The sequence below is a fragment of the Acutalibacter muris genome (assembly GCF_002201475.1).
Taxonomy (GTDB): Bacteria; Bacillota; Clostridia; order Oscillospirales; family Acutalibacteraceae; genus Acutalibacter; species Acutalibacter muris.
On record NZ_CP021422.1, the window covers coordinates 777,576 to 798,853 of the forward strand.

Below are 21,278 nucleotides of genomic sequence, written 5' to 3' on the forward strand. Positions count from 1 at the left end.
ACCCTGCAAGAGGCCTATATGCCCAAGAGTTTCGCCTTGCGAAACTCTGCGGCTTCGCAAGGCGAAGTCGGCTGCACCGCGCACCTTAGCTCTCTGAAGAACTCGCGCAGAACTTCCCGCGCCTCCTCCTCCATGAAGCCACGGTACACCGGCACACCCAGCGTCCCGGCCCCCGGGCTGTCCGCCGCGTATATCACCCGCTCAATCCGGGCGTTCTCCACGGCCCCCGCGCACATGGGACAGGGCTCTAAGGTCACGTACAGCTGGCACCCCTCCAGCCGCCAGCTCTCAAGGGCCTTACACGCCCCCGCAAGGGCCTCTATCTCCGCATGGGCCAGGGCGCTTTTTTGCTCCTCCCGGCGGTTTCGCCCCTGTGCGATTATGGAGCCGCCCCGCACTATCACCGCCCCCACCGGCACCTCCCCGGCAAGCCCGGCCTCCCGGGCCAGCTCCAGGGCCCTCAGCATAAACCGCTTCTCGGGCAGGAACTCCCTCTCTATGCCCATGGGCCTACAGCACTATAAACATCAGGGCCGTCTCCACCAGCACCATGGCGAGTATCGCCCACAGCACCGGGGACTTGAGCAGGGTGACAACGGCCTCCCCAAAGCCCAGGGGCTGGTACAGCACGCCGTCCGCCGGGGCCAGGGGCTCCCGCTTCGGGAATAATGTCTTTCTCAGTATCAGCAGCATCACAAGGGCGACGACCCCTACGGCGCAGACCACCAGCATGGTTATCCCGGCCAGCAGCTCCTGCCGGCCCTCGCCCAGTATCAGGTCGCTGTAGCTCTCGATAACGGCTATGCCGTTATTTAAGGCGTGTATGCACACCGACGTCCAGAGGTTCCCCGTCAGCACATAGGCAAGCCCCATGGCCACCCCGGCTATGGTGGCGAACACCACGCTGGAAAGGGACATATGGGCCATGCCGAATATCACCGACGAGGCCGCTATGGCAAAGCCGGTTCCGTACCTTCTGAGCCCCGAGAGTATCACCCCTCTGAACGCGAACTCCTCCAGCAGGGGCACCATCACCGCCACGCCAAGGAGCTCCGCTATAAAGCTTAACCAACCGCCCCCCTGGCCCAGGACGCTGTCGGGCTCTTTAGCTCCAAGGCCCTCCAGCACCTCTCTCACCACGGCTGCCGGCAGGTTTGCCGCAAGGCACACCCCGAGCCCCGCCAGTATGACCAGCAGGCACCCGAAAACATTCGCCCGCCCGAAACGCAGGTGAAAGTTCCAGTCCTTTTTCCCCAGGAGCATATAAACAAGGGGCGGTCCGGCGGTGCATATGGGAGCAAGCCCTATGGACAGCAGCACAAGGGCCAGCTCGTCGCTGTAGATGTCAAGGCCCGTGCTGGTACACAGAAGGACAGCCCCAAGCTGCAATATAAAGCTTAACGCCGTCTGGGCCACCATCATAAGGCCCAGCTTGTTCAGGGTGCTCAGGGCCCCGGCCTTTCTCGGGTCCCTTCGCTTTACAGAGAACCCCGGGGCCTGATACTGGGGCGCGGGGTAAGGCTGGTATACAGTATAAGGCTGATATACCGCCTGCTGCCGGGGCTCATAGCCCTGGGAATAGCCCGCGCCAGGGTGGTTCTGCGCGGCCTGCTGTGTCACTTGCTCATTAGGCTGATTCATACCGGCTCCTTTCAAAAATAGACCAGGCTTATACGATTATGGCCGAAACCTGCCGCGCGAACTCCGCGGGGTCCTCAAGGGGCGTGCCCTCTACCAACAGCGCCTGGCCATACAGCACCTTGGCGTAGAGCGAGAGTCTCTCCTCGTTTTCGCAAAGCTCCCGAAGCTTCGCGAAAACAGGGTGCTCCGGGTTCAGCTCCAGCACCCGCTGGGCCTTGACCTTCTCCCCGGCGGGCATATTGTTCAGAACCTTCTCCATCTCGGCGGAGATGGCCCCCTGGGTAGAGAGAGCCGCCGGGTGGCTTCCAAGGCCCGCGTTCAGCTTGACCTCCTGGACCTTGCCCTCAAGGGCCTTGCCCATGGCTTCAAGAAGCCCCTTGTTCTCGTCGGCGAGCTCCTTTGTGTGCTGCTTCTCCTCGTCGCTCTGCAAATCAAGGCCCTCGGCGGTGATGTTCTTGAACTCCTTCTCCTCGTACTTTTCAAGCATTTTAAGGGCGAATTCGTCCACGTCGTCCGTCAGGCACAGGAGCTCATAGCCTTTCTCCATAAGGGCCTCGGCCTGGGGCAGCGCCAGTATCCTCCCGGCGCTCTCGCCGCACCCATAGTATATGCAGCTCTGCTCCGGCTTCATCCGCCCAAAGTATTCCTTAAGGCTTGTAAGCTTCTTCTCGTTGGAGGAGGTGAACAGCACCAGGTCCTTCAATTCGTCCTTCTTTGCCCCGTAGCCCTCGTACATACCGTACTTTATCTGTAGGCCGAAGCTCCTCCAGAACTCCTCGTACTTCTCCCGGTCGTTCTCCAGCATGGATTTGAGCTCGCTTGCTATCTTCTTCTCAAGCCGTCCGGCAATTAGCTTCAGCTGCCTGTCGTGCTGCAGCATCTCCCTGGAAATATTCAAAGACAGGTCCTGGGAGTCCACCAGGCCCCTTATAAAGCTGAAGCAGTCCGGCAGCAGGTCCGCGCACTTGTCCATGATAAGCACTCCGCTGGCGTAGAGCTGAAGGCCCTTCTCGAAGTCCCGGGTGTAGTAGTTATAGGGCGCGGTCCCCGGCACAAACAGCAGGGCCGTATAGGTGGCCGCCCCCTCGGTGGAGGTGCGTATCACCCGCAGCGGGTCTTGCCAGTCCCCGAACTTTTCCTTGTAGAAATTATTGAGCTCCTCGTCCGTGACCTCGCTCTTTGACTTTTTCCAGAGGGGCACCATGGAGTTTAAGATTTCCTCCTCAAAGTAGGTCTCATACTCCGGCTCCTTGCCCTCCTCGCCGGAGCCCTCCTTCCTCCGGGAGCGCTGCATTTCCATTTTGATGGGGTACCTGATATAGTCAGAGTACCGCTTCACAAGGTGGCTCAGCCTGTACTGGTCCAGAAACTCGCTGTAATTCTCCTCCTCTGTGTCGGGCTTGATGCTGAGGGTTATGCGGGTGCCCCGCTCGTTCCAGTCAGTTTCTGTAATCTCATAGCCCTCAAGGCCCTCGGAGACCCATAGGGCGCCTTTTTCAGCACCGAAGGCCTTACTCTCCACCACCACCTTGGAGCTCACCATAAAGGCCGAGTAGAAGCCCACGCCGAACTGGCCGATTATGTCCACGTCCGCGTCGTTCTTTTCGTTCTCGCTCTTGAACTGCAAGGAGCCGCTCTTTGCGATGACCCCCAGGTTGCTGTCCAGCTCCTCCGGGGTCATGCCCACGCCGTTGTCGGTGATGGTGAGGGTGCGGCTGTCCTTGTCGGCCTCGATACGGATAAAGAAGTCCTCCCTGTTAAGGCCCGTAACCCCCTCGCTGACGCTCTTATAGTAGAGCTTGTCGATGGCGTCGCTGGCGTTGGAGATAAGCTCCCGGAGGAAGATCTCCTTGTGGGTGTAGATGGAGTTTATCATGAGATCCATCAGCCGTTTGGATTCTGCCTGAAATTCCTTAATTGCCATAGCTAAAAAGACTTCCTTTCACTATAATAACTTATATTTCTGTATTATAACATAATTTTTGGCCCCTTGCAACACCGTAAACCCTGCGGGGAGCGTCAAAAAGCAGAGCTAAGGTATGACAGAAGCCTGCCTGACATAAAAAACGAGAGTCCTTACAGCATCGTTCAAATACTGTAAGGACTCTCGCAGTGGTGCAGGTAACAGGAGTTGAACCTGCAAGAGCTTGCGCTCATATGGACCTGAACCATACGCGTCTGCCAATTCCGCCATACCTGCTCGCTTTACCCGGGCTTTCACCCTAGCGCTTGTTTATTATATCACCCGGCATGGGGTTTGTCAAGGGCTTTTTTGACTTTTTTCTTAAAGACTGCGCTATCAATATGCGGAGCACCTTAAGCAGGGAGAGCTTTCTCAAGGAGCTGAAGCTATAAATCCCCGGCCTCCCCGCGCCCGGCCTTATAGAGCTGCCGGCCCAGCAGCAGTGCCAGCACGCAGGCCGCCCCGCCGTAGCGCAGCTTTACAAGAAACAGCTGGGTTCCGTGGGCGGCCTCCGTCAGCGCTTCGCGGTTCTCTATCACAAAGCCGTTCCCCTCAAGCCCTGCGGTCTCCACGCCACTTATATCCCTGCCCCGAAGCATCACCCGCAGGGACCGGGCTCCGTCCAGGGTCAGGGAGGCGCCCTTTGTCAGGGCCAGCTCCTCCGGCAGGCCCTCCGCCAAGATAAACGCGCCGCTGACGGTATCCTCCCCCTTTTGGCATTTGAGACGCGCCGGGGACTGGGCGCCGCCCCCGCAGAACGCCCCGAAGGCCCTTTTGCCAAGAAAGAACTCCGCCCCCGCCCCGGCGGTCTCCAGCCCGAAGCAGGCGCTGAGGTATTCCGGGGAGACCTCTATAACCGTTACCGACCTGTCGCCGCTTGCAAGGGTATACTCCCGCTGGCGGCTTACGGACACAACGCTCTCCCTCTGCCCCAGCTCCAGGAGCTTCGCGTTAAGGGCCGCGCCCTCCGCGCCTACGCTCAGCACATACTCCACCGGCTCTCCGGCCATGGAGATATATTTCGCCGCGCCCACAAGCAGGTCCGCCATCAGCAGTATTCCCAGCAGAAACAAGGCCAGGGCCACCTTTACCTTGTCGCTCCTTTTACGCAGCCGCAGAAGCTCCATCGGTCCCCTCATGCCTTGCGCCTCCTTGCCCCTTTCCAGATAAGCGCCCCCAAAAGCCCCAATACTGCCGCGCCCACGGCCCCCAGCACTATCCAGAACTGCCCCGGGTCCTCCTTTTCGTCGGCGGGCGTATTCTCAGAGAAGGGGGATTTAACGTCCAGGGTAAAGCTCCCTGTCTGTGTGAACTCGGCGCCGTCCCGGTCCTCATAGAGGTAGGTCACCGTGCCGCCGGTGGGTCCATAGGGGGTCTCGCTCTCTGTAAGGCCGGTTATGGTTATCTCCAGGGGCTTCTCTCCCATGGCGCCGCCCTCCAGGTCCCCGATAAAGGCCGTGCCCGAGGGCAGCAGGCCGTCTCCCTCTATGGCGGCGCGCACGTTATAGGCCTTGGCGTGGCTGAGATTGATGGCCTGGATATTCACCTCTATCACGTCGGACACCACCGCCTCCCCCGGCATACGGCCCAGGGAGAACTCCATCTCCAGGGGCTGGGAGATGTTCACCCGTGCGCTGCCGCTGCCGGAGCCGGTTTCCCCCTTATTGTAGGCGAAGTCATAGCTTATGGGTATGGCGTACTGCCCGGCGGCGGTCTCCGGGCTCACCTGATAGTCGTATACGACCTGGGTCCTGCCACCCGCCGCCAGATCTCCCACATACACGCTCTCCGACGGGCTCAGAAGGGCGAAGCCCTCCCCGGGGGAGGCCGCCGTCACCGCCATGTTCTCAAGGCCCTGGGACCCGCTGGTGTTCACAAGAGTGACAGTAACACGCACACGGTCCCCGGCGTTTACGGTTCCCGGCTCTCCGTCCTCCTCAAGGGATATGGCCGTGCAGGACTCTATAAGCACCTTGGGCCCCAGCACCACCGGGGGCTCCGGCTCCGGCGTTGGCGCCGGTTCCGGGGCGGGGGTGGCGTTTGGGTCCTTGCCGTCGGTTATGCTGACAAAGAGGGTGAAGTCCTGCTGAATTTCCGCCCCGTGAATATCCGTTCCGGACACATTTATTGTCACCGGGTAGCTGCCGTTCAGCCTATCCTTTTCCAGCTCCAGGGTGAATATGGCGCAGTACCCCGCCGTTTTCTGTTTCCCGCCGTTTACCTTGTGTTCCTTCAGCTCCACCGTCTGCTCGTAGTTTTTCGCCGCAAAGGGCCCGCCCGGGTCGAACACGGCCCTGGCCCGAAGGGAGTTGTCCCTCAGCTCTCCCCGGCACAGTAGGGGCAGCACCACCGTGGCCGCGCCGCCCTTTACCGTGGGCCTATACCCCTGGGAGTAGGTCCTGTCCATGTGCTCATATAGGCTTCTGTTGTCGATATAGAGCAGAGTCTGCTCCTTTGTCGTGGGCTCTGGGCTGGGCTCTGCCGCCGAGTCCGGCTGGAGGTCCTCCCCCTCCTCCGCCAGGGCTAATACCCTCGGGGCGAAGACCAGCAGGACCGCCATTATAAACGCGAAAATATATCTCATACGCTCCCCCTCTGTCAGGCTTTGTGCACGTCCATCTCGTATACCCAGCCGCAGAGCTCCTCTATGTCCCGGGCGTTATGGCTGGCAAGGAGTATGGCCTTGCCCCTGTCCCGGAGCTCTATAAGCAGCCCGCGCATATCCTCCGCCGTGGACTTATCCAGCCCGTTGAAGGGTTCGTCCAGTATAAGCACCGCCGGGTCCTCCATAACGGCCTGGGCTATCCCCAGGCGCTGGCGCATACCAAGGGAATACTTTGAGACGGCCTTATGGGCGCTTTTTGCAAGCCCCACCCTGTCAAGGGCCGCCAGTATCTCTCTCTTTCCGATAAGCCCCCTAAGAGAGGCCAGGGTTTTAAGGTTCCTGTAGCCGCTCATATTGGGTATAAAGCCCGGGGTTTCGATGATTATCCCGAGGCTCGGGGGGAAGTCCCGGTCCCTGCCCACCCTTGCGCCGTTCACGGTGACGCTGCCCTTATCCGGCCGCAGGAAGCCGCAGATGCACTTCATCAGCACGGTCTTGCCGCTGCCGTTATTGCCCACCACCCCGGCGATCTCCCCCGGCGGAATTGACAGGCTCACGTCCTCCAGCACCGTCTCCCTGCCGAAGGATTTATACACGTTTTCCACTATGATACCACTATGCTCCATTGTCAGCGCTCCGTTCCGGTAAAATTGAAAGAATACTTTCTCACCCGCCAGAAGGCCAGCAGGTAGACCGCAAGGCTTGCCGCCCCGAAGACAAGATAGGAATCCCCAAGGCGGGGAAGGTTGTCGTATCCGAAGTTGTGCATATAATATGTGGCGTGGTTCAGGGGCGAGAGCCAGCCGAACAGGATATTCGCTATGCGGCTCTCTGTGGGCCCAAGACGGAACCAGTCCGTCACCACCTGGGGGGTCAGGAAGAAGCCAAACCCGCTGAACGCCGCTCCGGCCAGCATACCCCTTTTGCCCTTTAATAGGTTGAAGAAGAATATCAGCGCCGACAGCACCAGGGAGTAGCCCAGCATGAGCCCGAAGATGTGCAGAGTGCACTGGTATGGGAGGGTCAGCTCCAGCACCTTTACAAAGGCCGGCACGGCGATGCTCTCCCCAATGCCGGAGTAGCCCAGTATGGCGGCGGTCTCGCTCCACATATTGCCGGAGAAGGCCCTGGCCCCGCAGAGGACGCAGGTGGAGAGGAGTATGAACAGCACAAAAAGGGTGGTGGCCAGCGTAAGGTACAGCAGCTGCCCGGCCATCCAGCAGAAGCGGCTGGTCCGCACCAGGAACAGGGGGGCCTCGTTGCCAAGGTTCGGCATATCCCCAAAGAGCAGAAGAAGGCATAGGGAGATGAGCAAAATAGAATTTGCGTCGCCGAAGGTCCAGAGGAAGGGCTCGAAAAGCTGCAAAAGGGTGTCCTGCCTCGCGGCAAAGTCCACCACCTTCTGCGACATCAGAAAGCAGGCTATGAACCCCAGACCGAAGGAGAGCCATATCTGGGGGCTGTGGGGCCAGCGGCTGAAATTCATTAGGGCGGTAATGGCCGTCTGCCGAAGCTTAGTCACGTTCTATCCTCCCCTTCAGGATAATGTAGTAGCAGAGAAAGAGCACCAGGAGAAGCCCAATGAGCAGCAGCGTTACCCCCGCGCCGCCAAAGGGCCAGGTGTGGCGCATATCCAGCCACTCATAGGGATACAGGCAGTAGAGCCCCGGCCAGTACCGCTCGGAGATTATCACCAGGAAATAGCAGACCACAAAGGCCCCGCCGAAGGCTATATACCTGCTGCCCGACAGGGCCGCCAGCACCGCCGCCACCGCCGCCCACAGCGCAGCCACAAGGAGGGTGCGGCCATAGTCCCACTCTGTCCCCGGCGCTTTAAGGGACACATAGAGCCAGGCGGCAAGGACCTCGGCCCCGCCCCCGGCTATGCAGCAGGAGAGGAACTTCCCCAGGATATATCCCCGCATACTCCCCCGGGAGAGGGCCAGCCGCGCATAGCCCGTCTTATACTCCTCCAGCCACCCGCAGGCATAGGGCAGGGTACAGGCTATGGGGAGGCTCATTCTGTACAGGGCGGAGGCCTCCCCCTGGGTCCACAGTATCAGAAGCTGAAGCGCGGCCCCCAAAAGGAACCTTATGGACAGCACCGCCCGTCTAAGGTCCGTTTCAAAGCTGTTCATTTTATCACCGAAAATGCAAAAGGCGTTAAACTCTTCTCTATAAAGGAAAGTTTAACACCTTTGCGGTCATCAAGTATTCAGGAAAACATCATCAAAATGTAAACACTATGCCCGAAACTTGACTTTATAATTCTTTTATGCTATATTTTTGACCGTTGGGACTCCGAGGTGTCCATAGTAACGCTATGGCCGAACATAGGAACAGGGTGAAAATCCCTGGCGAACCCGTCGCCGTGATGACGGAGCCCGCGCCCCGGCCGTCAGGGCCATGAACCTGATGGCTGAGATGTCACTGGTATTAGCTTACCGGGAAGGCTGGGCGCGGGCGGAGATGTCTGAGCCGGAAGACTTGCCCGGAGGGCCGCAGGGCAGCTGCGGTGTTCAGTGAGCCTTGCAGGGGCGTGTAAAGGGCGCTCTTTGGTCCGGAATATTGCCGGACAGGCCACCCTAAAAAATACTTTTTAGGAGGCATTTACAATGCAGAACAGAACCATTTGCACCCGCGCGGCGGCGCTTTTGCTGGCGCTGCTTATGACCGTCACGGTGTTTGCCGGGTGCGGCCAAAGCGGCGGGAGCGGCGACAAAAAGACCGTCTCCGTCACAGTGACCCACAAGGACGGCAGCACCAAGGATTTCACCTATGAGACCACGGAGGAGATGCTTGGCCCCGCACTTGTCAGCGAGAAGCTCATCGAGGGCGAGGAGGGCCAGTACGGCCTGTTTGTGAAGACCGTGGACGGCTATACCGTTGACGAGAGCAATCAGGAGTGGTGGTGTCTGACGGTGGACGGCGAAACCGCCATGACCGGCATAGACTCCACCCCCATCGAAGAGGGCAAGAAGTACGGCCTTGTGCTGACAGTGGGCTACTGATGGACAAGCGCCTTGTCCGGCTGTGCCTGACGGCCATGATGGGGGTGCTGCTGACGGTGAGCAAGGAGGTCATGGCCTTTTTGCCGAACTTCGAGCCGGTGACCCTTCTGACGGTGCTGTTCACCCTGTGCTTCGGGCCCTTGGCTTTGGGGGCCGTGGCGGTGTTCCTTCTCCTTGAAGGGCTGTTGTACGGCTTTGGCTCCTGGTGGGTGATGTATCTTTACATATGGCCGCTGCTGTGGTGCCTGACATGGCTTTTCAGGCGTATGGACAGGGCCTGGCAGTGGGCGGTGTTCGCGGGATTCTACGGGCTCTGCTTCGGAACGCTGTGCTCCTTTACGTACCTGCCGGTGGGCGGGGTGAGGATGATGCTGGCCTGGATATGGAGCGGCCTGCCCTTTGACCTTATGCACGCGGGGGGAAACTTCCTCTTGATGCTGGTACTCTACAGACCTCTGAGAAAGGCGCTGGAAAAGATAAAGGCCGCGGGCACTATTGGCTGAGCGGCAGGGAAGGGCTCCGCCTTGGCGGGTCCTTCCCTTGTTTTTTGGGAAAAGAGCATAAAAATGCCGGGAATTTGTAGGTTATGCTTGAAAATGCCCGGGCAATACACTATAATGTTAAAAAGTGTCGTTTTGGTGGACTAAGCAGAGCCACTTTAAAAATCATCTGCAAATATTTAATTGTATGAGGGGAACATCATGAGAATCATTGAGGTGGAGAGCTATGAAAAACTCAGCGCCCTTGCGGCGGATATCATCGCGGGACAGGTGCTTTTAAAGCCGGACTGTGTGCTGGGCCTTGCCACGGGCTCGTCGCCCCTTGGAACCTACGCGAACCTTGTAAAGCGGTATGAGGGGGGGCTGCTGGACTTCTCTCGGGTGCGCACGGTGAACCTGGACGAATACTGCGGCCTTAAAGGGAACGACCCACAGAGCTACCGCTACTTTATGGACAAGAACCTTTTTGACAGGGTGAACGTGGACAAGGAGAGTACCCACCTGCCCGACGGTTCGGCCCCGGACATGGAGGCCGAGTGCAGCCGCTACGAGGCCCTGGTGGAGAGCCTGGGCTGGCCGGACCTTCAGCTGCTGGGCATAGGACATAACGGCCATATCGGCTTTAACGAGCCCGAGGACGTGTTCCACGCCGCCGTGCACACCGTGAAGCTCACGGAGAGCACCATAAAGGCCAACTCCCGCCTTTTTGACAAGCCCGAGGACGTGCCCACCAGCGCCATTACCATGGGCGTCGGGGCCATTATGAAGGCGAAGAGAGTGCTGCTTATCGCCGGCGCGGACAAGGCCGAAATAGTTGAGAGGGCCTTCCAGGGCCCGGTAACGCCCCGGGTGCCCGCGTCCGTTTTGCAGCTGCACAAGGACGCGACCGTTATTCTGAGCAAGGCGTAAACAGGGCGGAAAATAGCGACACCGTCTCCCTTCCCGGATACTTTCTGAAAGAAAGCGGTAAAGTGGCCATGCACTCTTATCCTTTAGAAAGTATATAATGTGGCGAGGGAGGCGGTGTTTGTGAACGTGGTACTTATGCTCGGGGGGCTGCTGCTTATGGCCATAGGCACGGCGGAGATATGGCGCTGGGCCGGCGGCCGGCGTATGTCCAAAACGGAAAAGGCCTGCCGGGGGCAGGCGGTGGTGCTGGTGCTGCCCGAGGGCCCCGAGGACTGCGAGTGCCTGGTGCGGTGCGCGGGGGAGCGCCTGCTGCAAGGCGGGGACTGCCGGTTCGTCTGCGTTGTGAAGGACCCGGAGAGCAGGGAGATCGGGCTGCGGCTCAGGGAGCGATACAGGGGGCTGGAAATCTGCGGCCCGGGGGAGCTGGAGAAGCTTCTGGGAGCGGGGCTGTAAAGGAGGGGAAAAGCTTTGGAGGAAAGCGGCCTTTTGGAGCTATGCGGCCAGGTGGAACACGTGGTGTACCGCAATGAAAAGAATCAGTATACCGTGCTGGTGCTCCTTGCCGGGGAGGACCGGGAGGAGGTCACTGTGGTGGGGACCATACCCATGGTCAGCGACGGTGAGGAACTGAAGGTCTACGGCCGCTGGGAGCAGAACCAGAGCTATGGCCGCCAGTTTAGGGCAGAGATATTCGAGCACGCCCGCCCGGTTACAGAGGAGGGGATGCTCAGATACCTGTCCTCCGGCGCGGTGAAGGGCGTTGGCCGGGTACTGGCCGGGCGCATTATCGACACCTTTGGGGCCAACGCCCTGGAGGTTATCGAGCACGACCCCACAAGGCTCGCCCAGATAAAGGGCATAACCGAGGAAAAGGCGAAGGAGATAAGCGAGGAGTATAAGCGGATATACGGCGTGCGGGAACTGATGGTATACCTTGGGGCCTTCGGCGTAACCCCGGAGGTCTCCATGCTGGTCTGGAAAAAGTACGGCGACGAGTCCATCTCCTGCGTGCAGGAGGACCCCTACAGCCTGTGCGCGCCGGAGATAGGACTGGGCTTCCAGATCGCAGACCAGATCGCCCAGTCTATGGAGCGCCCACAGGACGATATGAGCCGGGTACAGGCCGGGGTGGTGTACGTTATAAGGCACAACGTGAACAACGGCCATACATGTGTGCCAAGGGACGCGCTCATAAAGGTGGCGGCGAAGCTTTTGGGGGTGGACCCGGAGCTGGCCGGGGACGCGGTAGAGGAGCTCTGGGGGAGCTTTGTGCTCATGCAGGAGGTGTTCGGCGGGCGGGAGTACCTGTTTTTACAGCAGCAGCACCTGTGCGAGCAGTACATAGCAGGGCGCATGAAGGCTATGCTCCGGGCCCCCGCCAACGCCATCGCCGGGGCGGACATGCACATCGGGACCATAGAGGAGCGCGAGGGCATAAAATATGCCGGCAAGCAGAGGGAGGCCATAAAGGCCGCCATGGAGCAGGGGGTGCTGATACTCACCGGCGGGCCGGGCACGGGAAAGACCACCACCTTGAACGCCATTATACGCATACTAAAACAGGCCGGAGAGCGGGTCCTGTTGGCCGCGCCCACAGGGCGGGCCGCAAAGCGCATGAGCGAGCTCACCGGCGAGGAGTCCAAGACCATACACCGTATGTTACAGGTGGACTGGGACGAGCGGGACCAGCCCTTCTTCAACCGCAACGAGCGCAATCCTCTGGAGTGCGAGTGCCTGGTGATAGATGAGATGTCCATGGTGGACGCCTATGTTTTCGAGAGCGTTTTAAGGGCTCTGCCCATAGGCTGCCGGCTGATACTGGTGGGGGACAGCGACCAGCTGCCGTCGGTGGGGGCCGGGAACGTGCTGGGGGACCTGATAGCCGCGGGGCTGTTCCCCACGGTGCAGCTGAAAGAGGTGTTCAGGCAGTCCCTTGAGAGCCTTATCATCACCAACGCCCACAGGATAGTGGCCGGGGAGATGCCGGAAATGCGCCGGCGGGACGGGGATTTCTTCTTCCTGCCCGGCGGCGGGCCGGAGCAGGCACGGGAACTGGTGGCGGCCCTCTGCGGCACAAGGCTGCCGAAAAGCTACGGCTATTCGCCCTTTGAGGACATACAGGTGCTCTGCCCCTCGAGAAAGGGGGAACTGGGCACGGTGGAGCTAAATAAGCTCCTGCGGGAGACGGTGAACCCCCCAAAGGAGGGCAAGTCCCAGGTGAAGATAAGCGGCCAGCTTTTCAGGGAGGGCGACAAGGTTATGCAGGTGCGAAACGACTACCAGCTGCCCTGGAGCAGGGAGGACGGCTCTGAGGGCCAGGGGGTCTATAACGGCGATATGGGCGTTATCACCCGCATAGACAAGCCCGGCGGGGCCATAGAGGTGAGGACAGACGACAGGCTGGTGGTATATGACTTCGAAAAGGCCGGGGAGGAGCTGGAGCCCGCCTATGCCGTCACCGTCCACAAGAGCCAGGGCAACGAGTTCAACGCGGTGATAATCCCGGTGATGAGGGTGCCCAGGCAGCTCTGCTACCGCAACCTGTTCTACACGGCGGTGACAAGGGCAAAGAAGCTTTTGATACTGGTGGGCGAAAGCGGAGTGGTGCGGGAGATGGTGCAGAACGACCGCAAGACCCAGCGCATCACGGGGCTTCGGGAGTTCCTGACCCGGGACAACGCGGCGGAGCTTTAACCGAGCCCCAAAAGGGAGTCGGAGGATACCCCGAGAATACCGCAGATCTTCACAAGGGTGTTGAGGCTGGGCTGGACTCGCCCGAGCTCATAATAGGCGTAGGCCGAGCGGGTGAGGGAGAGCTCCTGTGCCATATCCGCCTGGGTCAGGTTTGCGGACTTGCGGATGGCGCGGAGATTCTGAAAGAAGGGCTGTTGAAAGTTGGACATAAGATATCACCTCTGAAAAATATTCTGTAATTTCTTAGAACTAGCATAAGTATTGTATCATGGCTATACTATATTTGTCAAGTGATTTTACTTTAAGAAGGGCAAATATATGGGCGAATACGGTACAATAAAGATACATCTGGCCGAATTGCTGGAGAAAAGCGGCATGAGCAAGAACAAGCTCAGCCACCGGGCGGAGCTTCAGCGTACACAGCTGAACCACTACTGCAACGGCACGGTCACAAGGCTTGACGTGGATGTGCTGGCAAGGATATGCACGGTCATGCAGTGCGGGATAGGCGACCTGCTGGAGTTTGTGCCGCCGGAGGGGGAGGAGTGACGTAATCGGACGGCGCGGAGGGTCTCGGAGAATTGGATTTGTGAATTAAGCAGGATTTTGTCTCCTTTTGGGTTATTGTGTGGTTTTTTCACGTAATAGTAAGTATATCAAATAGGCGCGCGTTTGTCTAGGGGCATAGACTAAAAATTTTCTTTTTCACGTACACTCTATGTTAGCAATCCTTTTGGAGTGATGACATGGAGTTTAAAGGAAAGGCAGTAGCTACGGTCATATGCAGACTGCGCAAGGAGCGCGGACAGTCTCAGGAAGTATTGAGCGGACTGGCGGTGATGGCCAGGTCCCATCTGAGCATGGTGGAAACAGGCGATATGCTGCCGACCCTGCCCACACTTTGGCGGCTGGCGGAGGCTTTAGATATGAAGCCCTATGAGTTGGTGAAGCTAATGGAGGAGGAAATGGAGAGGGCGGACGCTTCGGTTAGGGAAGGGGAAAAGTGATGGAGTACAAACCGGAGGCTATAGCTGAGGTTATCCGGCGGCTGAGAAAACAGCGCAAAAAACCCAGGAAGTGCTCAGCGGGCTTGCCGGGATGGAGCGGGCACATTTGAGTATGGTTGAACGCAGTGGCAGGATACCCACCCTTTACACCATCTGGCGCATTGCCGACGCGCTGGATATGCGGCCAAGCGAATTGGTGGCGCTTATTGAGGAGGAGATGGAGAAGGATATATCTTGACATAATCCGGAGCATTATGTATAATGTTGCGCTGCATTACAAACGGCAGGCGGTTTGGCCCATCTCCGAAAGGAGGTGTTTCACGTCCCTACTTTAGTCAGGAGGGAGGTGAGTGCTATGCCTATTACCATTACGTTCCATATCTGGGGAATCACGGTTTCTGTGAAGCTGTCGATACCTAAGAGCAAGGAGACCGAAAGTGGTAAAAAGGAAAACCGCCACTCGGCCAAGTGACGGTTTGAACAAATATAAGCTGCCATAAATCCGGGCCAACCGCTTGCGCAGCGTCTCGCCCTGTTTTTATTATAGCAGTTTACTCGCGGGGTGTCAAGGAGCAAATTTTAGAAGGTCAGAGCATGTAAAAAAAAGACAGATAGTTTTGGTTGAATAATAAGGGGTTGAGAGAGTGGGCCGGCGTGAAAAGGTGATTCAAGCTGTGCTTTGAGGGCGGCAGGACAGAAATTTTGAATTTATTGACCTCTGCCTGATGCTGGACTGGCTGGGGTTTGACCGCCGGGTGCGCGGCGACCACTTTATCTTTACCAAGCCGGGTGTTGAGGACATCATCAACCTCCAGTCTTGTGGCGGGAAGGCATGAGTATGAATAGATACGAAGTCATCTTATACTGGAGCGAGGACGACAACGCGTATATCGCGGAGGTGCCGGAGCTTGCGGGGTGTATGGCCGACGGAACTACCATGCTTGAGGCCGTAAAGAATGCGGAGAGGGTCATAAACGAGTGGATAGAAACAGCCCTGGAGTTGGGGCGGCCTGTGCCCGAGCCCAAGGGGCGGTTAAGGTACGCGTAAAATTCCCCCTTGACAGCGTGCAAAAATCATGCTATCATACCCTTATAGAATCAAAGGAACGGAGTTGAAAAGATGTTGAAATAAGCTCATCAAACCAGGCATAGGTAAAGCGCCGGGGCACACCCGGGGCTGTGTTTTGCCGGGTATTGGGCTTATTGCGCGTCTTTTTTCTGTTGGTTTGCGCCCGTTTCGGGGCGTTTTTGTGCGCATATGTCCAGCCCGGCTTTGGGATTGGAGGTATGCGCATTGTTACAGATAAAGGACCTTTGCATCAGCATGAAAAAGGACCTGCGGCCGCTGCTCTCCGGGTTCAGCTTCGCTTTGAACCCCGGGGACAGGGTGGCGGTGATAGGCGAGGAGGGGGACGGCAAGTCCACCCTTTTGAAGCTTATTTACGACGCTTCTATGGTGGAGGGCTACGCCGAATGGAGCGGGCAGATAATGAAGGACGGCTTGCTCTTGGGGTACCTGTCCCAGGAGGTGGGCCCAAAGGAGGGCTCGCTCTCCGGGTATGAGTTCTGCTGCCGGGAGCCGGCGTTTCTGGAGAGCTCCCCCGGCGAACTCTCCGCCGCCGCGGGGAAGCTGGGGATACCAGTGGAGCTGTTCTATACCGACAGGCCCGTGGGGACCCTGTCCGGCGGGGAGAAGGTGAAGCTTAGAATGGCGCTCCTGACCCTTAAAAGGCCGGACGTGTACCTTCTGGACGAGCCCAGCAACGACCTGGACGTGGAGACCCTGGAGTGGCTGGAGGGGTTCCTTCTGGACTGCGGAAAGCCCGTGATCTACATCTCCCACGACGAGGCCCTTCTGGAGAACACCGCCAACGTGATACTGCATATGGAGCTGCTGCGGCGCAAGACACTGCCCCGCTGGACCGTGGCCCGAAGTGGCTACAGACAGTATGTGGAGGAGCGGCTGGGCCGCTTCCGAAAGCAGGAGCAGCTGGCCCGAAAGGAGCGGGAGGAGGACCGCAAACGCCAGGAGAAAATACGCAGAATGGAGCAGCAGGTGCAGCACCGTATGGATAGTATCAGCCATGCCGAGCGGGATGCGGTAGCGCGGCTGCTGAAAAAGAAGATGAAGTCCGTGAAGTCCATGGAGCACCGCTATGACCGGGAGCGGGGGGACATGACCGAGTTTCCCGACAGCGAGGAGGCCCTTCTGGCGGGCTTTGACCCTGGGGTAAGTATACCCGCCGGGAAGACGGTGCTGGAATTGAGCCTGCCGGAGCTGCGCACAGAGGACGGGAGGCTGCTGGCCGAAAATATTGAGCTTACTGTCCGGGGCCCGGAGCATATCTGCATAATAGGGAAAAACGGCGCGGGCAAGACCACGCTCCTGCGGAAAATTGCCGTAATGCTCCTGGGGCGCGGGGACCTTAAAGCGGCTTATATGCCCCAGAGCTACGCCGAGACCCTGGACCAGAATATGACCCCGGTGGAGTTTCTGACGGACGGCAGCGGGGAGAAGGCCGCGCTTACCCGGGCGAAGACCTATCTTGGCAGCATGAAGTACACCCCCGAGGAGTGCGCCCACAACATAAACGGGCTCTCCGGCGGGCAGAAGGCAAAGCTCTTTTTTCTCAGGATGATCCTTTCCGGCAGCAACGTGCTGATACTTGACGAGCCCACCCGGAACTTCAGCCCCCTTTCGGGGCCGGTGATACGGGGGATGGTGGAGGGCTTCGGCGGGTGCGTCATCAGCGTCTCTCATGACCGCAGGTTCATAGGGCAGGCGGGGGGCATGGTGTATGAGCTGACCGAACGAGGGCTTCTTAAAAAGTAAAAATGATATTGACACACGCCCGCGGGAATCTTATAATTATACTGAGAATCCCTGCGGGCGGCTTTTTGCCCGCAGACGGAATATGGAGAGAGGGGAGCAGGATGAAGCATAGGCCAATGCGGAGGCTGGTTTTCAGCCTTATAGGTGTAGCGGCGCTGTGTGTGGTGGTGTTTTCCGTAGTGACGGACTATATGCAAGATAGGGGAGCCCAGGCTATAAGGTATATAGGCGAGAGCTATATGTCCTCCATGAGCCGCCAGGTCACCATGCACCTGGGGGCTACCTTTGGGCTGCGGGTGGACCAGGTGAGCGATATGGTCCAGGAGAGCCGGGGGATGACCACCGAGCAGCTCAGGGCCTCGGCCAGGGCAAGGGAGTTTGACTATCTGGCCCTGTACCAGCCGGATATGCCCCCGGAGGAGGCGCTGTACCCGATATTGGGCAGCAGGCTGGTGCCCGACGATATGGGGAGCCTTGAAAGCCATATGGAGGCCGGGGAGAACCGCATAGACATGGGCCTGGACCAGCTGGACGGCCGGGTGATACTCATCTCCGCCCCTGCCCCGGAGGGCATGACCGTGGACGGGAAAACCGGCGCGGGCCTGGTGGCCGGGGTCTGGGCCAGCTATATAGATCATAATTTGCAGCATGAGCTGGACGCGGGGATGGTGGAATCCTGGGCCGTGGTACGCTCCGAGGGCGGCCTTGTGGCCCGGTCCCAGGGCTACCATATGTCAGAGGGCCCGGACTTTTTGAAGTGGCTGCGGGGCACAGAGGGCGGCGACGAGATAGCCGACCAGCTTCAGCAGACCATGGCAAGCGGCGGGGAATTTTCCTTCCCGGTGGCCACGGAGGCGGGCGACGACAGCCATGTGTACTGCGGGCCGGTGCCCGCGTCGGACTGGTACCTGCTGCTGAACACCTCCTACGGCCCGGTGAACGACGGCATCGCCGGCCTTGGAGAGAGCTGGAAGTCCACGGCCTTCGGCGGCTGCGCGGTGATACTTCTGACGCTGATGATGGTGTTCGCCTGGTACATAGCAGCGACCAGGCGGCAGCTCCGTGATTTGGAGGAGGCCAGGGAGGCCGCAGAGGAGGCCAGCCGCGCAAAGAGCCAGTTCCTCTCCAACATGAGCCACGATATCCGCACGCCCTTAAACGGCATAGTGGGCATGACGGCCATCGCCAGGAGCAACACCGGCGACCCGGAGGTGATGGCCAGGTGCCTTGGGAAGATAACCTCCTCCAGCCGGCATTTATTGGGGCTTATAAACGACATACTGGACATGGCGAAGATAGACAGCGGCCGCATGACCCTGAACATGGAGCAGGTCTCTTTAAGGGAGGTCATGCAGGAGCTGGTGGCCATAGTCCAGCAGCAGGTGAAGCTCAAGAGCCAGAGCTTTGATGTGTATATAGACAATATCAGCGTTGAGGACGTTTGCTGCGACAGCGTAAGGCTGAACCAGATATTTCTCAATCTGCTCTCCAACGCCATTAAGTTTACGCCCGACGGGGGGAACATCAAGGTGACCCTGTATGAGTCGCCCTCCCCAAAGGGGGACAGGTATATCCGCTCCCACCTGCAGGTGAAGGACAACGGCGTGGGCATGAGCGAGGAGTTCGTCTCCCATATCTTCGAGTCCTTTGTAAGGGAGGACAGCGCGAGGGTCCATAAGGCCCAGGGGGCCGGAGTGGGCATGGCCATCACGAAGCATATAGTGGACGCCATGGGCGGGGCCATAAGGGTGAAGAGCAAGGTGGGCGAGGGCACGGAGGTGGACGTGATACTGGACATGGAGAAGGCCGCCGTGTCCGAAAGCGATATGCATCTGCCCAACTGGCCCATGCTGGTGGTGGACGACGACGAGACCTTGTGCATGAGCGCCGTGGCGACGCTTAGAAGCCTTGGCATCCACGCCGACTGGGCCACCGACCCGGGCGAAGCCCTAGAGATGGCAAAAAAGCGCCGTGGCGGCAGGGAGGCCTATAGGCTCTATCTTATAGACTGGCATATGCCCGGGGCCGACGGGATCGAGGTGGCAAAGAAGCTCAGGGAGATATCGGGGGAGGACGCGCGCATCCTGCTGACCTCGGCCTATGACAAGGACGATATGGAGGAGGCGGCCAAGGATTGCCGGATAGACGGCGAGATAGCGAAGCCCCTCTTTAAGTCCACCCTGTACTATGGGCTCTTGGGTTACATGGGCGAGAGCCAGGAGGAGATACAGCCCTTTGGGGAGGAGCCCGGGGAGGACGGAAGCCTGGAGGGGCGCAGGGTGATAATCGCCGAGGACAACGACCTGAACTGGGAGATAGCAGAGGAGCTGCTCTCGGAGCTGGGCATGGAGCTCGTAAGAGCCGAGAACGGCAGGATATGCGTGGAGATGTTCGAGAATTCACGGCCCGGGGAGTACGACGGCATACTGATGGACCTTAGAATGCCTGAGATGACCGGGTATGAGGCCAGCGCCGCCATACGTGCCCTTCCAAGGCCGGACGCGGGGACCGTCGCCATAATCGCCATGAGCGCCGACGCGTTTCCCGAGGACGTGCAGAGGTGCCTTGACTGCGGGATGAACGCCCACTCGGCAAAGCCCATCGACGTGAAAGCCGTAACAATGCTGCTGGAGCGGTATATGCCGGCAAGAAAAAAGTAGAAAGCAGAGGGAAAAATCATGTATGAATATAAACCGGAAATACTTGAGCCTATATTCGAGAAGTGGCGTAAAATTTTAAGGCTTACCGAGAGCTGGGACGTGCGGCTGGAGCTTATTGACGATCCGGGATTTAAGAAAACCGGGGACTTGAAAATTGACACAACCGACCGCAAGGCCATAATCATGCTGAACGCCAAAAACCCCCGGCAGGAGAACCCGGAGGAGGTCATCTGCCACGAGCTTATGCACCTGAAGCTGTACCCGCTGGACCAGCTGACAGAGGACCTGATACTTGCCCACTATGAGGAGGGGACCCCGGAGTACCGGGCCGTGTACAGGCAGTTCATGGAGCACCTGGAGATCACCGTGGAGGAGATGGCCAAATGCTGGCTCGGGGCCTTCGGGGAGGATAAGGAGCTGTCCTTTGGCCGGTGCCGGGAGATGAAGTCCTTTGAAGAGCTCTACGAGGGGCTGCGGCCGCTTTAAAAAGACAAAGAGAACGCGCCGGAAAACCGCTAACTGCGGCTTTTCGGCGCGTCTTTTATATAGTTAACGCGGTTCAAAAGAGCGCTTATTATATCAGCATCACAAGGGTGCCCAGGACCACCGCGAAAAGGCCGGCGGCGGCTTTTTTTGTAAGTCTCTCGTGGAGGACGAAGTAGGAGAAGGCCACAGTCACTAAGATGCTCAGCTTGTCGATGGGCACCACTACGCTGGCAGGGCCCTCCTGGAGGGCCCTGTAGTAGCACAGCCATGACCCGCCCGTGGCAAGGCCCGAAAGGCAGATAAACATAAGCTCCCTGCGGGGGATTCCCCTGAGCTTAGGCAGCTTGCCCTCGATAAGCACCATGAGCCAGGCCATAAGCAGCACCACCCCGGTGCGTATGGCCGTGCCCAGGTTCGACTCTACCCCGGAGATGCCCACCTTGCCGAGAAGGGAGGTAAGACTCGCGAACACCGCCGACCCAAGGGCATACCAGAACCAGCCTATGCCCCTGCCGGCCCGGGGCGGCGCCGCGTCCTTCTTCTCTATCATCAGGAGGGTGCCCGCGCCTATAAGCGCAACGCCCAGGCCCTTTGTAAGGCTGACGCTTTCCCCGAGAAGGATAAAGGCCAGCAGGAGGGTGAGCACAATGCTGGACTTGTCAATGGGCACTACCTTGTTTATGTCCCCCAGCTGTAAGGCCCTGAAATAGCACAGCCAGGAGGCCCCCGTGGCAAGGCCCGACAATATAAGGAACAGCCAGGTCCCGCCCCTGATGGACACGATATCACCCCAGGAGCCCGCCAGCAGCACCATCACCCACGAGAACAGCAGCACCACCACTGTGCGTATGGCTGTGGCGGCGGTGGAGTCCGTTTTGCGTATGCCGCACTTGGCAAGAAGGGCCGTGACCCCGGCGAAGAACGCCGAGCCAAAGGCAAAGATCACCCACATGATGCCTCCTCCTCGGA

22 protein-coding genes, 1 tRNA gene and 1 riboswitch are annotated in these 21,278 nt (G+C 58.9%); of the genes, 12 read left to right on the forward strand and 11 right to left on the reverse strand.

Features of this window, described 5'->3' with window-relative positions; all coding sequences use genetic code 11:
• Nucleotides 1-14: 14 nt before the first annotated feature.
• The 9 genes from ADH66_RS03915 to ADH66_RS03955 all read right to left on the reverse strand — a co-directional run bounded on the left by ADH66_RS03915 (nt 15) and on the right by ADH66_RS03955 (nt 8,347).
• The gene (locus ADH66_RS03915; RefSeq protein ID WP_066535467.1) at nt 15-506 is read right to left on the reverse strand and encodes a nucleoside deaminase; all 492 of its coding nucleotides are present in this window, start codon (nt 504-506) and stop codon (nt 15-17) included.
• Between the two features lie 4 nt (nt 507-510).
• Nucleotides 511-1,641, reverse strand: coding sequence for a CPBP family glutamic-type intramembrane protease (locus ADH66_RS03920; protein ID WP_066535463.1), 1,131 nt, complete (start codon nt 1,639-1,641; stop codon nt 511-513).
• 28 nt (nt 1,642-1,669) lie between these two features.
• Nucleotides 1,670-3,565 (reverse strand): molecular chaperone HtpG, encoded by a 1,896-nt coding sequence (gene htpG / locus ADH66_RS03925; RefSeq protein WP_066535460.1) that lies wholly within the window; start codon nt 3,563-3,565, stop codon nt 1,670-1,672.
• A gap of 189 nt (nt 3,566-3,754) precedes the next feature.
• Nucleotides 3,755-3,841 (reverse strand) — tRNA-Leu (locus ADH66_RS03930).
• Between the two features lie 149 nt (nt 3,842-3,990).
• Nucleotides 3,991-4,743, reverse strand: a complete 753-nt coding sequence (locus ADH66_RS03935) for a hypothetical protein (RefSeq protein ID WP_066535454.1) — start codon at nt 4,741-4,743, stop codon at nt 3,991-3,993.
• Nucleotides 4,740-6,188 carry a COG1361 S-layer family protein gene (locus ADH66_RS03940; protein ID WP_066535451.1) on the reverse strand — a complete coding sequence of 483 codons (1,449 nt, stop codon included), beginning with the start codon at nt 6,186-6,188 and terminating at the stop codon, nt 4,740-4,742. Before ADH66_RS03940 ends, ADH66_RS03935 begins: the two co-directional genes overlap by 4 nt.
• Nucleotides 6,189-6,202: 14 nt before the next feature.
• Nucleotides 6,203-6,835 carry an ABC transporter ATP-binding protein gene (locus ADH66_RS03945; RefSeq protein ID WP_066535449.1) on the reverse strand — a complete coding sequence of 211 codons (633 nt, stop codon included), beginning with the start codon at nt 6,833-6,835 and terminating at the stop codon, nt 6,203-6,205.
• Nucleotides 6,836-6,837: 2 nt separating this feature from the next.
• Nucleotides 6,838-7,731, reverse strand: a complete 894-nt coding sequence (locus ADH66_RS03950) for a hypothetical protein (RefSeq protein WP_084384256.1) — start codon at nt 7,729-7,731, stop codon at nt 6,838-6,840.
• Complete coding sequence (locus tag ADH66_RS03955) at nt 7,724-8,347, reverse strand: hypothetical protein (RefSeq protein WP_066535447.1); 624 nt, start codon at nt 8,345-8,347, stop codon at nt 7,724-7,726. The genes ADH66_RS03950 and ADH66_RS03955 overlap by 8 nt, the downstream gene beginning before the upstream one ends.
• A 148-nt stretch (nt 8,348-8,495) precedes the next feature.
• Nucleotides 8,496-8,718: riboswitch (cobalamin riboswitch) on the forward strand.
• Between the two features lie 106 nt (nt 8,719-8,824).
• Here ADH66_RS03955 and ADH66_RS03960 point away from each other — a divergent pair.
• The 5 genes from ADH66_RS03960 (at nt 8,825) to recD2 (ending at nt 13,323) form a co-directional block, all read left to right on the forward strand.
• Nucleotides 8,825-9,220: a DUF4430 domain-containing protein gene (locus ADH66_RS03960; RefSeq protein WP_066535445.1), complete on the forward strand. Its 396-nt coding sequence runs from the start codon at nt 8,825-8,827 to the stop codon at nt 9,218-9,220.
• Nucleotides 9,220-9,723: a hypothetical protein gene (locus tag ADH66_RS03965; protein WP_066535444.1), complete on the forward strand. Its 504-nt coding sequence runs from the start codon at nt 9,220-9,222 to the stop codon at nt 9,721-9,723. The genes ADH66_RS03960 and ADH66_RS03965 overlap by 1 nt, the downstream gene beginning before the upstream one ends.
• Nucleotides 9,724-9,921: 198 nt before the next feature.
• Nucleotides 9,922-10,629 carry a glucosamine-6-phosphate deaminase gene (nagB, locus tag ADH66_RS03970; RefSeq protein ID WP_066535442.1) on the forward strand — a complete coding sequence of 236 codons (708 nt, stop codon included), beginning with the start codon at nt 9,922-9,924 and terminating at the stop codon, nt 10,627-10,629.
• Nucleotides 10,630-10,749: 120 nt separating this feature from the next.
• Entirely contained in the window at nt 10,750-11,082 is a 333-nt protein-coding gene (locus ADH66_RS03975) for a hypothetical protein (RefSeq protein ID WP_088364367.1), read from the forward strand.
• Nucleotides 11,083-11,097: 15 nt separating this feature from the next.
• Entirely contained in the window at nt 11,098-13,323 is a 2,226-nt protein-coding gene (gene recD2, locus ADH66_RS03980) for an SF1B family DNA helicase RecD2 (protein ID WP_066535433.1), read from the forward strand.
• On the opposite strand, the gene ADH66_RS03985 is transcribed toward recD2, so the two are convergent.
• A complete protein-coding gene (locus tag ADH66_RS03985; RefSeq protein ID WP_066535430.1) occupies nt 13,320-13,532 on the reverse strand; it encodes a helix-turn-helix domain-containing protein in 213 nt (70 codons plus the stop codon). The two genes, recD2 and ADH66_RS03985, sit on opposite strands and share 4 nt — an antisense overlap.
• Before the next feature lie 109 nt (nt 13,533-13,641).
• On the opposite strand from ADH66_RS03985, the gene ADH66_RS03990 reads away from it, so the two are divergent.
• The 7 genes from ADH66_RS03990 (at nt 13,642) to ADH66_RS04020 (ending at nt 20,309) form a co-directional block, all read left to right on the forward strand.
• Nucleotides 13,642-13,872, forward strand: coding sequence for a helix-turn-helix domain-containing protein (locus ADH66_RS03990; protein ID WP_066535426.1), 231 nt, complete (start codon nt 13,642-13,644; stop codon nt 13,870-13,872).
• Between the two features lie 197 nt (nt 13,873-14,069).
• Entirely contained in the window at nt 14,070-14,330 is a 261-nt protein-coding gene (locus tag ADH66_RS03995) for a helix-turn-helix domain-containing protein (protein WP_066535422.1), read from the forward strand.
• 70 nt (nt 14,331-14,400) lie between these two features.
• On the forward strand, nt 14,401-14,568 hold the full coding sequence (locus ADH66_RS04000; protein WP_207653028.1) for a helix-turn-helix domain-containing protein: 168 nt from the start codon (nt 14,401-14,403) through the stop codon (nt 14,566-14,568).
• 600 nt (nt 14,569-15,168) lie between these two features.
• Nucleotides 15,169-15,378, forward strand: coding sequence for a type II toxin-antitoxin system HicB family antitoxin (locus ADH66_RS04005; protein ID WP_066535419.1), 210 nt, complete (start codon nt 15,169-15,171; stop codon nt 15,376-15,378).
• Between the two features lie 246 nt (nt 15,379-15,624).
• Complete coding sequence (locus ADH66_RS04010; protein WP_066535417.1) at nt 15,625-17,163, forward strand: ATP-binding cassette domain-containing protein; 1,539 nt, start codon at nt 15,625-15,627, stop codon at nt 17,161-17,163.
• 116 nt (nt 17,164-17,279) lie between these two features.
• Entirely contained in the window at nt 17,280-19,823 is a 2,544-nt protein-coding gene (locus ADH66_RS04015; protein WP_236757181.1) for a hybrid sensor histidine kinase/response regulator, read from the forward strand.
• An 18-nt stretch (nt 19,824-19,841) separates the two neighbouring features.
• Nucleotides 19,842-20,309: a hypothetical protein gene (locus ADH66_RS04020; RefSeq protein WP_066535414.1), complete on the forward strand. Its 468-nt coding sequence runs from the start codon at nt 19,842-19,844 to the stop codon at nt 20,307-20,309.
• An 88-nt stretch (nt 20,310-20,397) separates the two neighbouring features.
• On the opposite strand, the gene ADH66_RS04025 is transcribed toward ADH66_RS04020, so the two are convergent.
• Entirely contained in the window at nt 20,398-21,261 is an 864-nt protein-coding gene (locus ADH66_RS04025) for an EamA family transporter (protein WP_066535412.1), read from the reverse strand.
• Between the last annotated feature and the right edge of the window lie 17 nt (nt 21,262-21,278).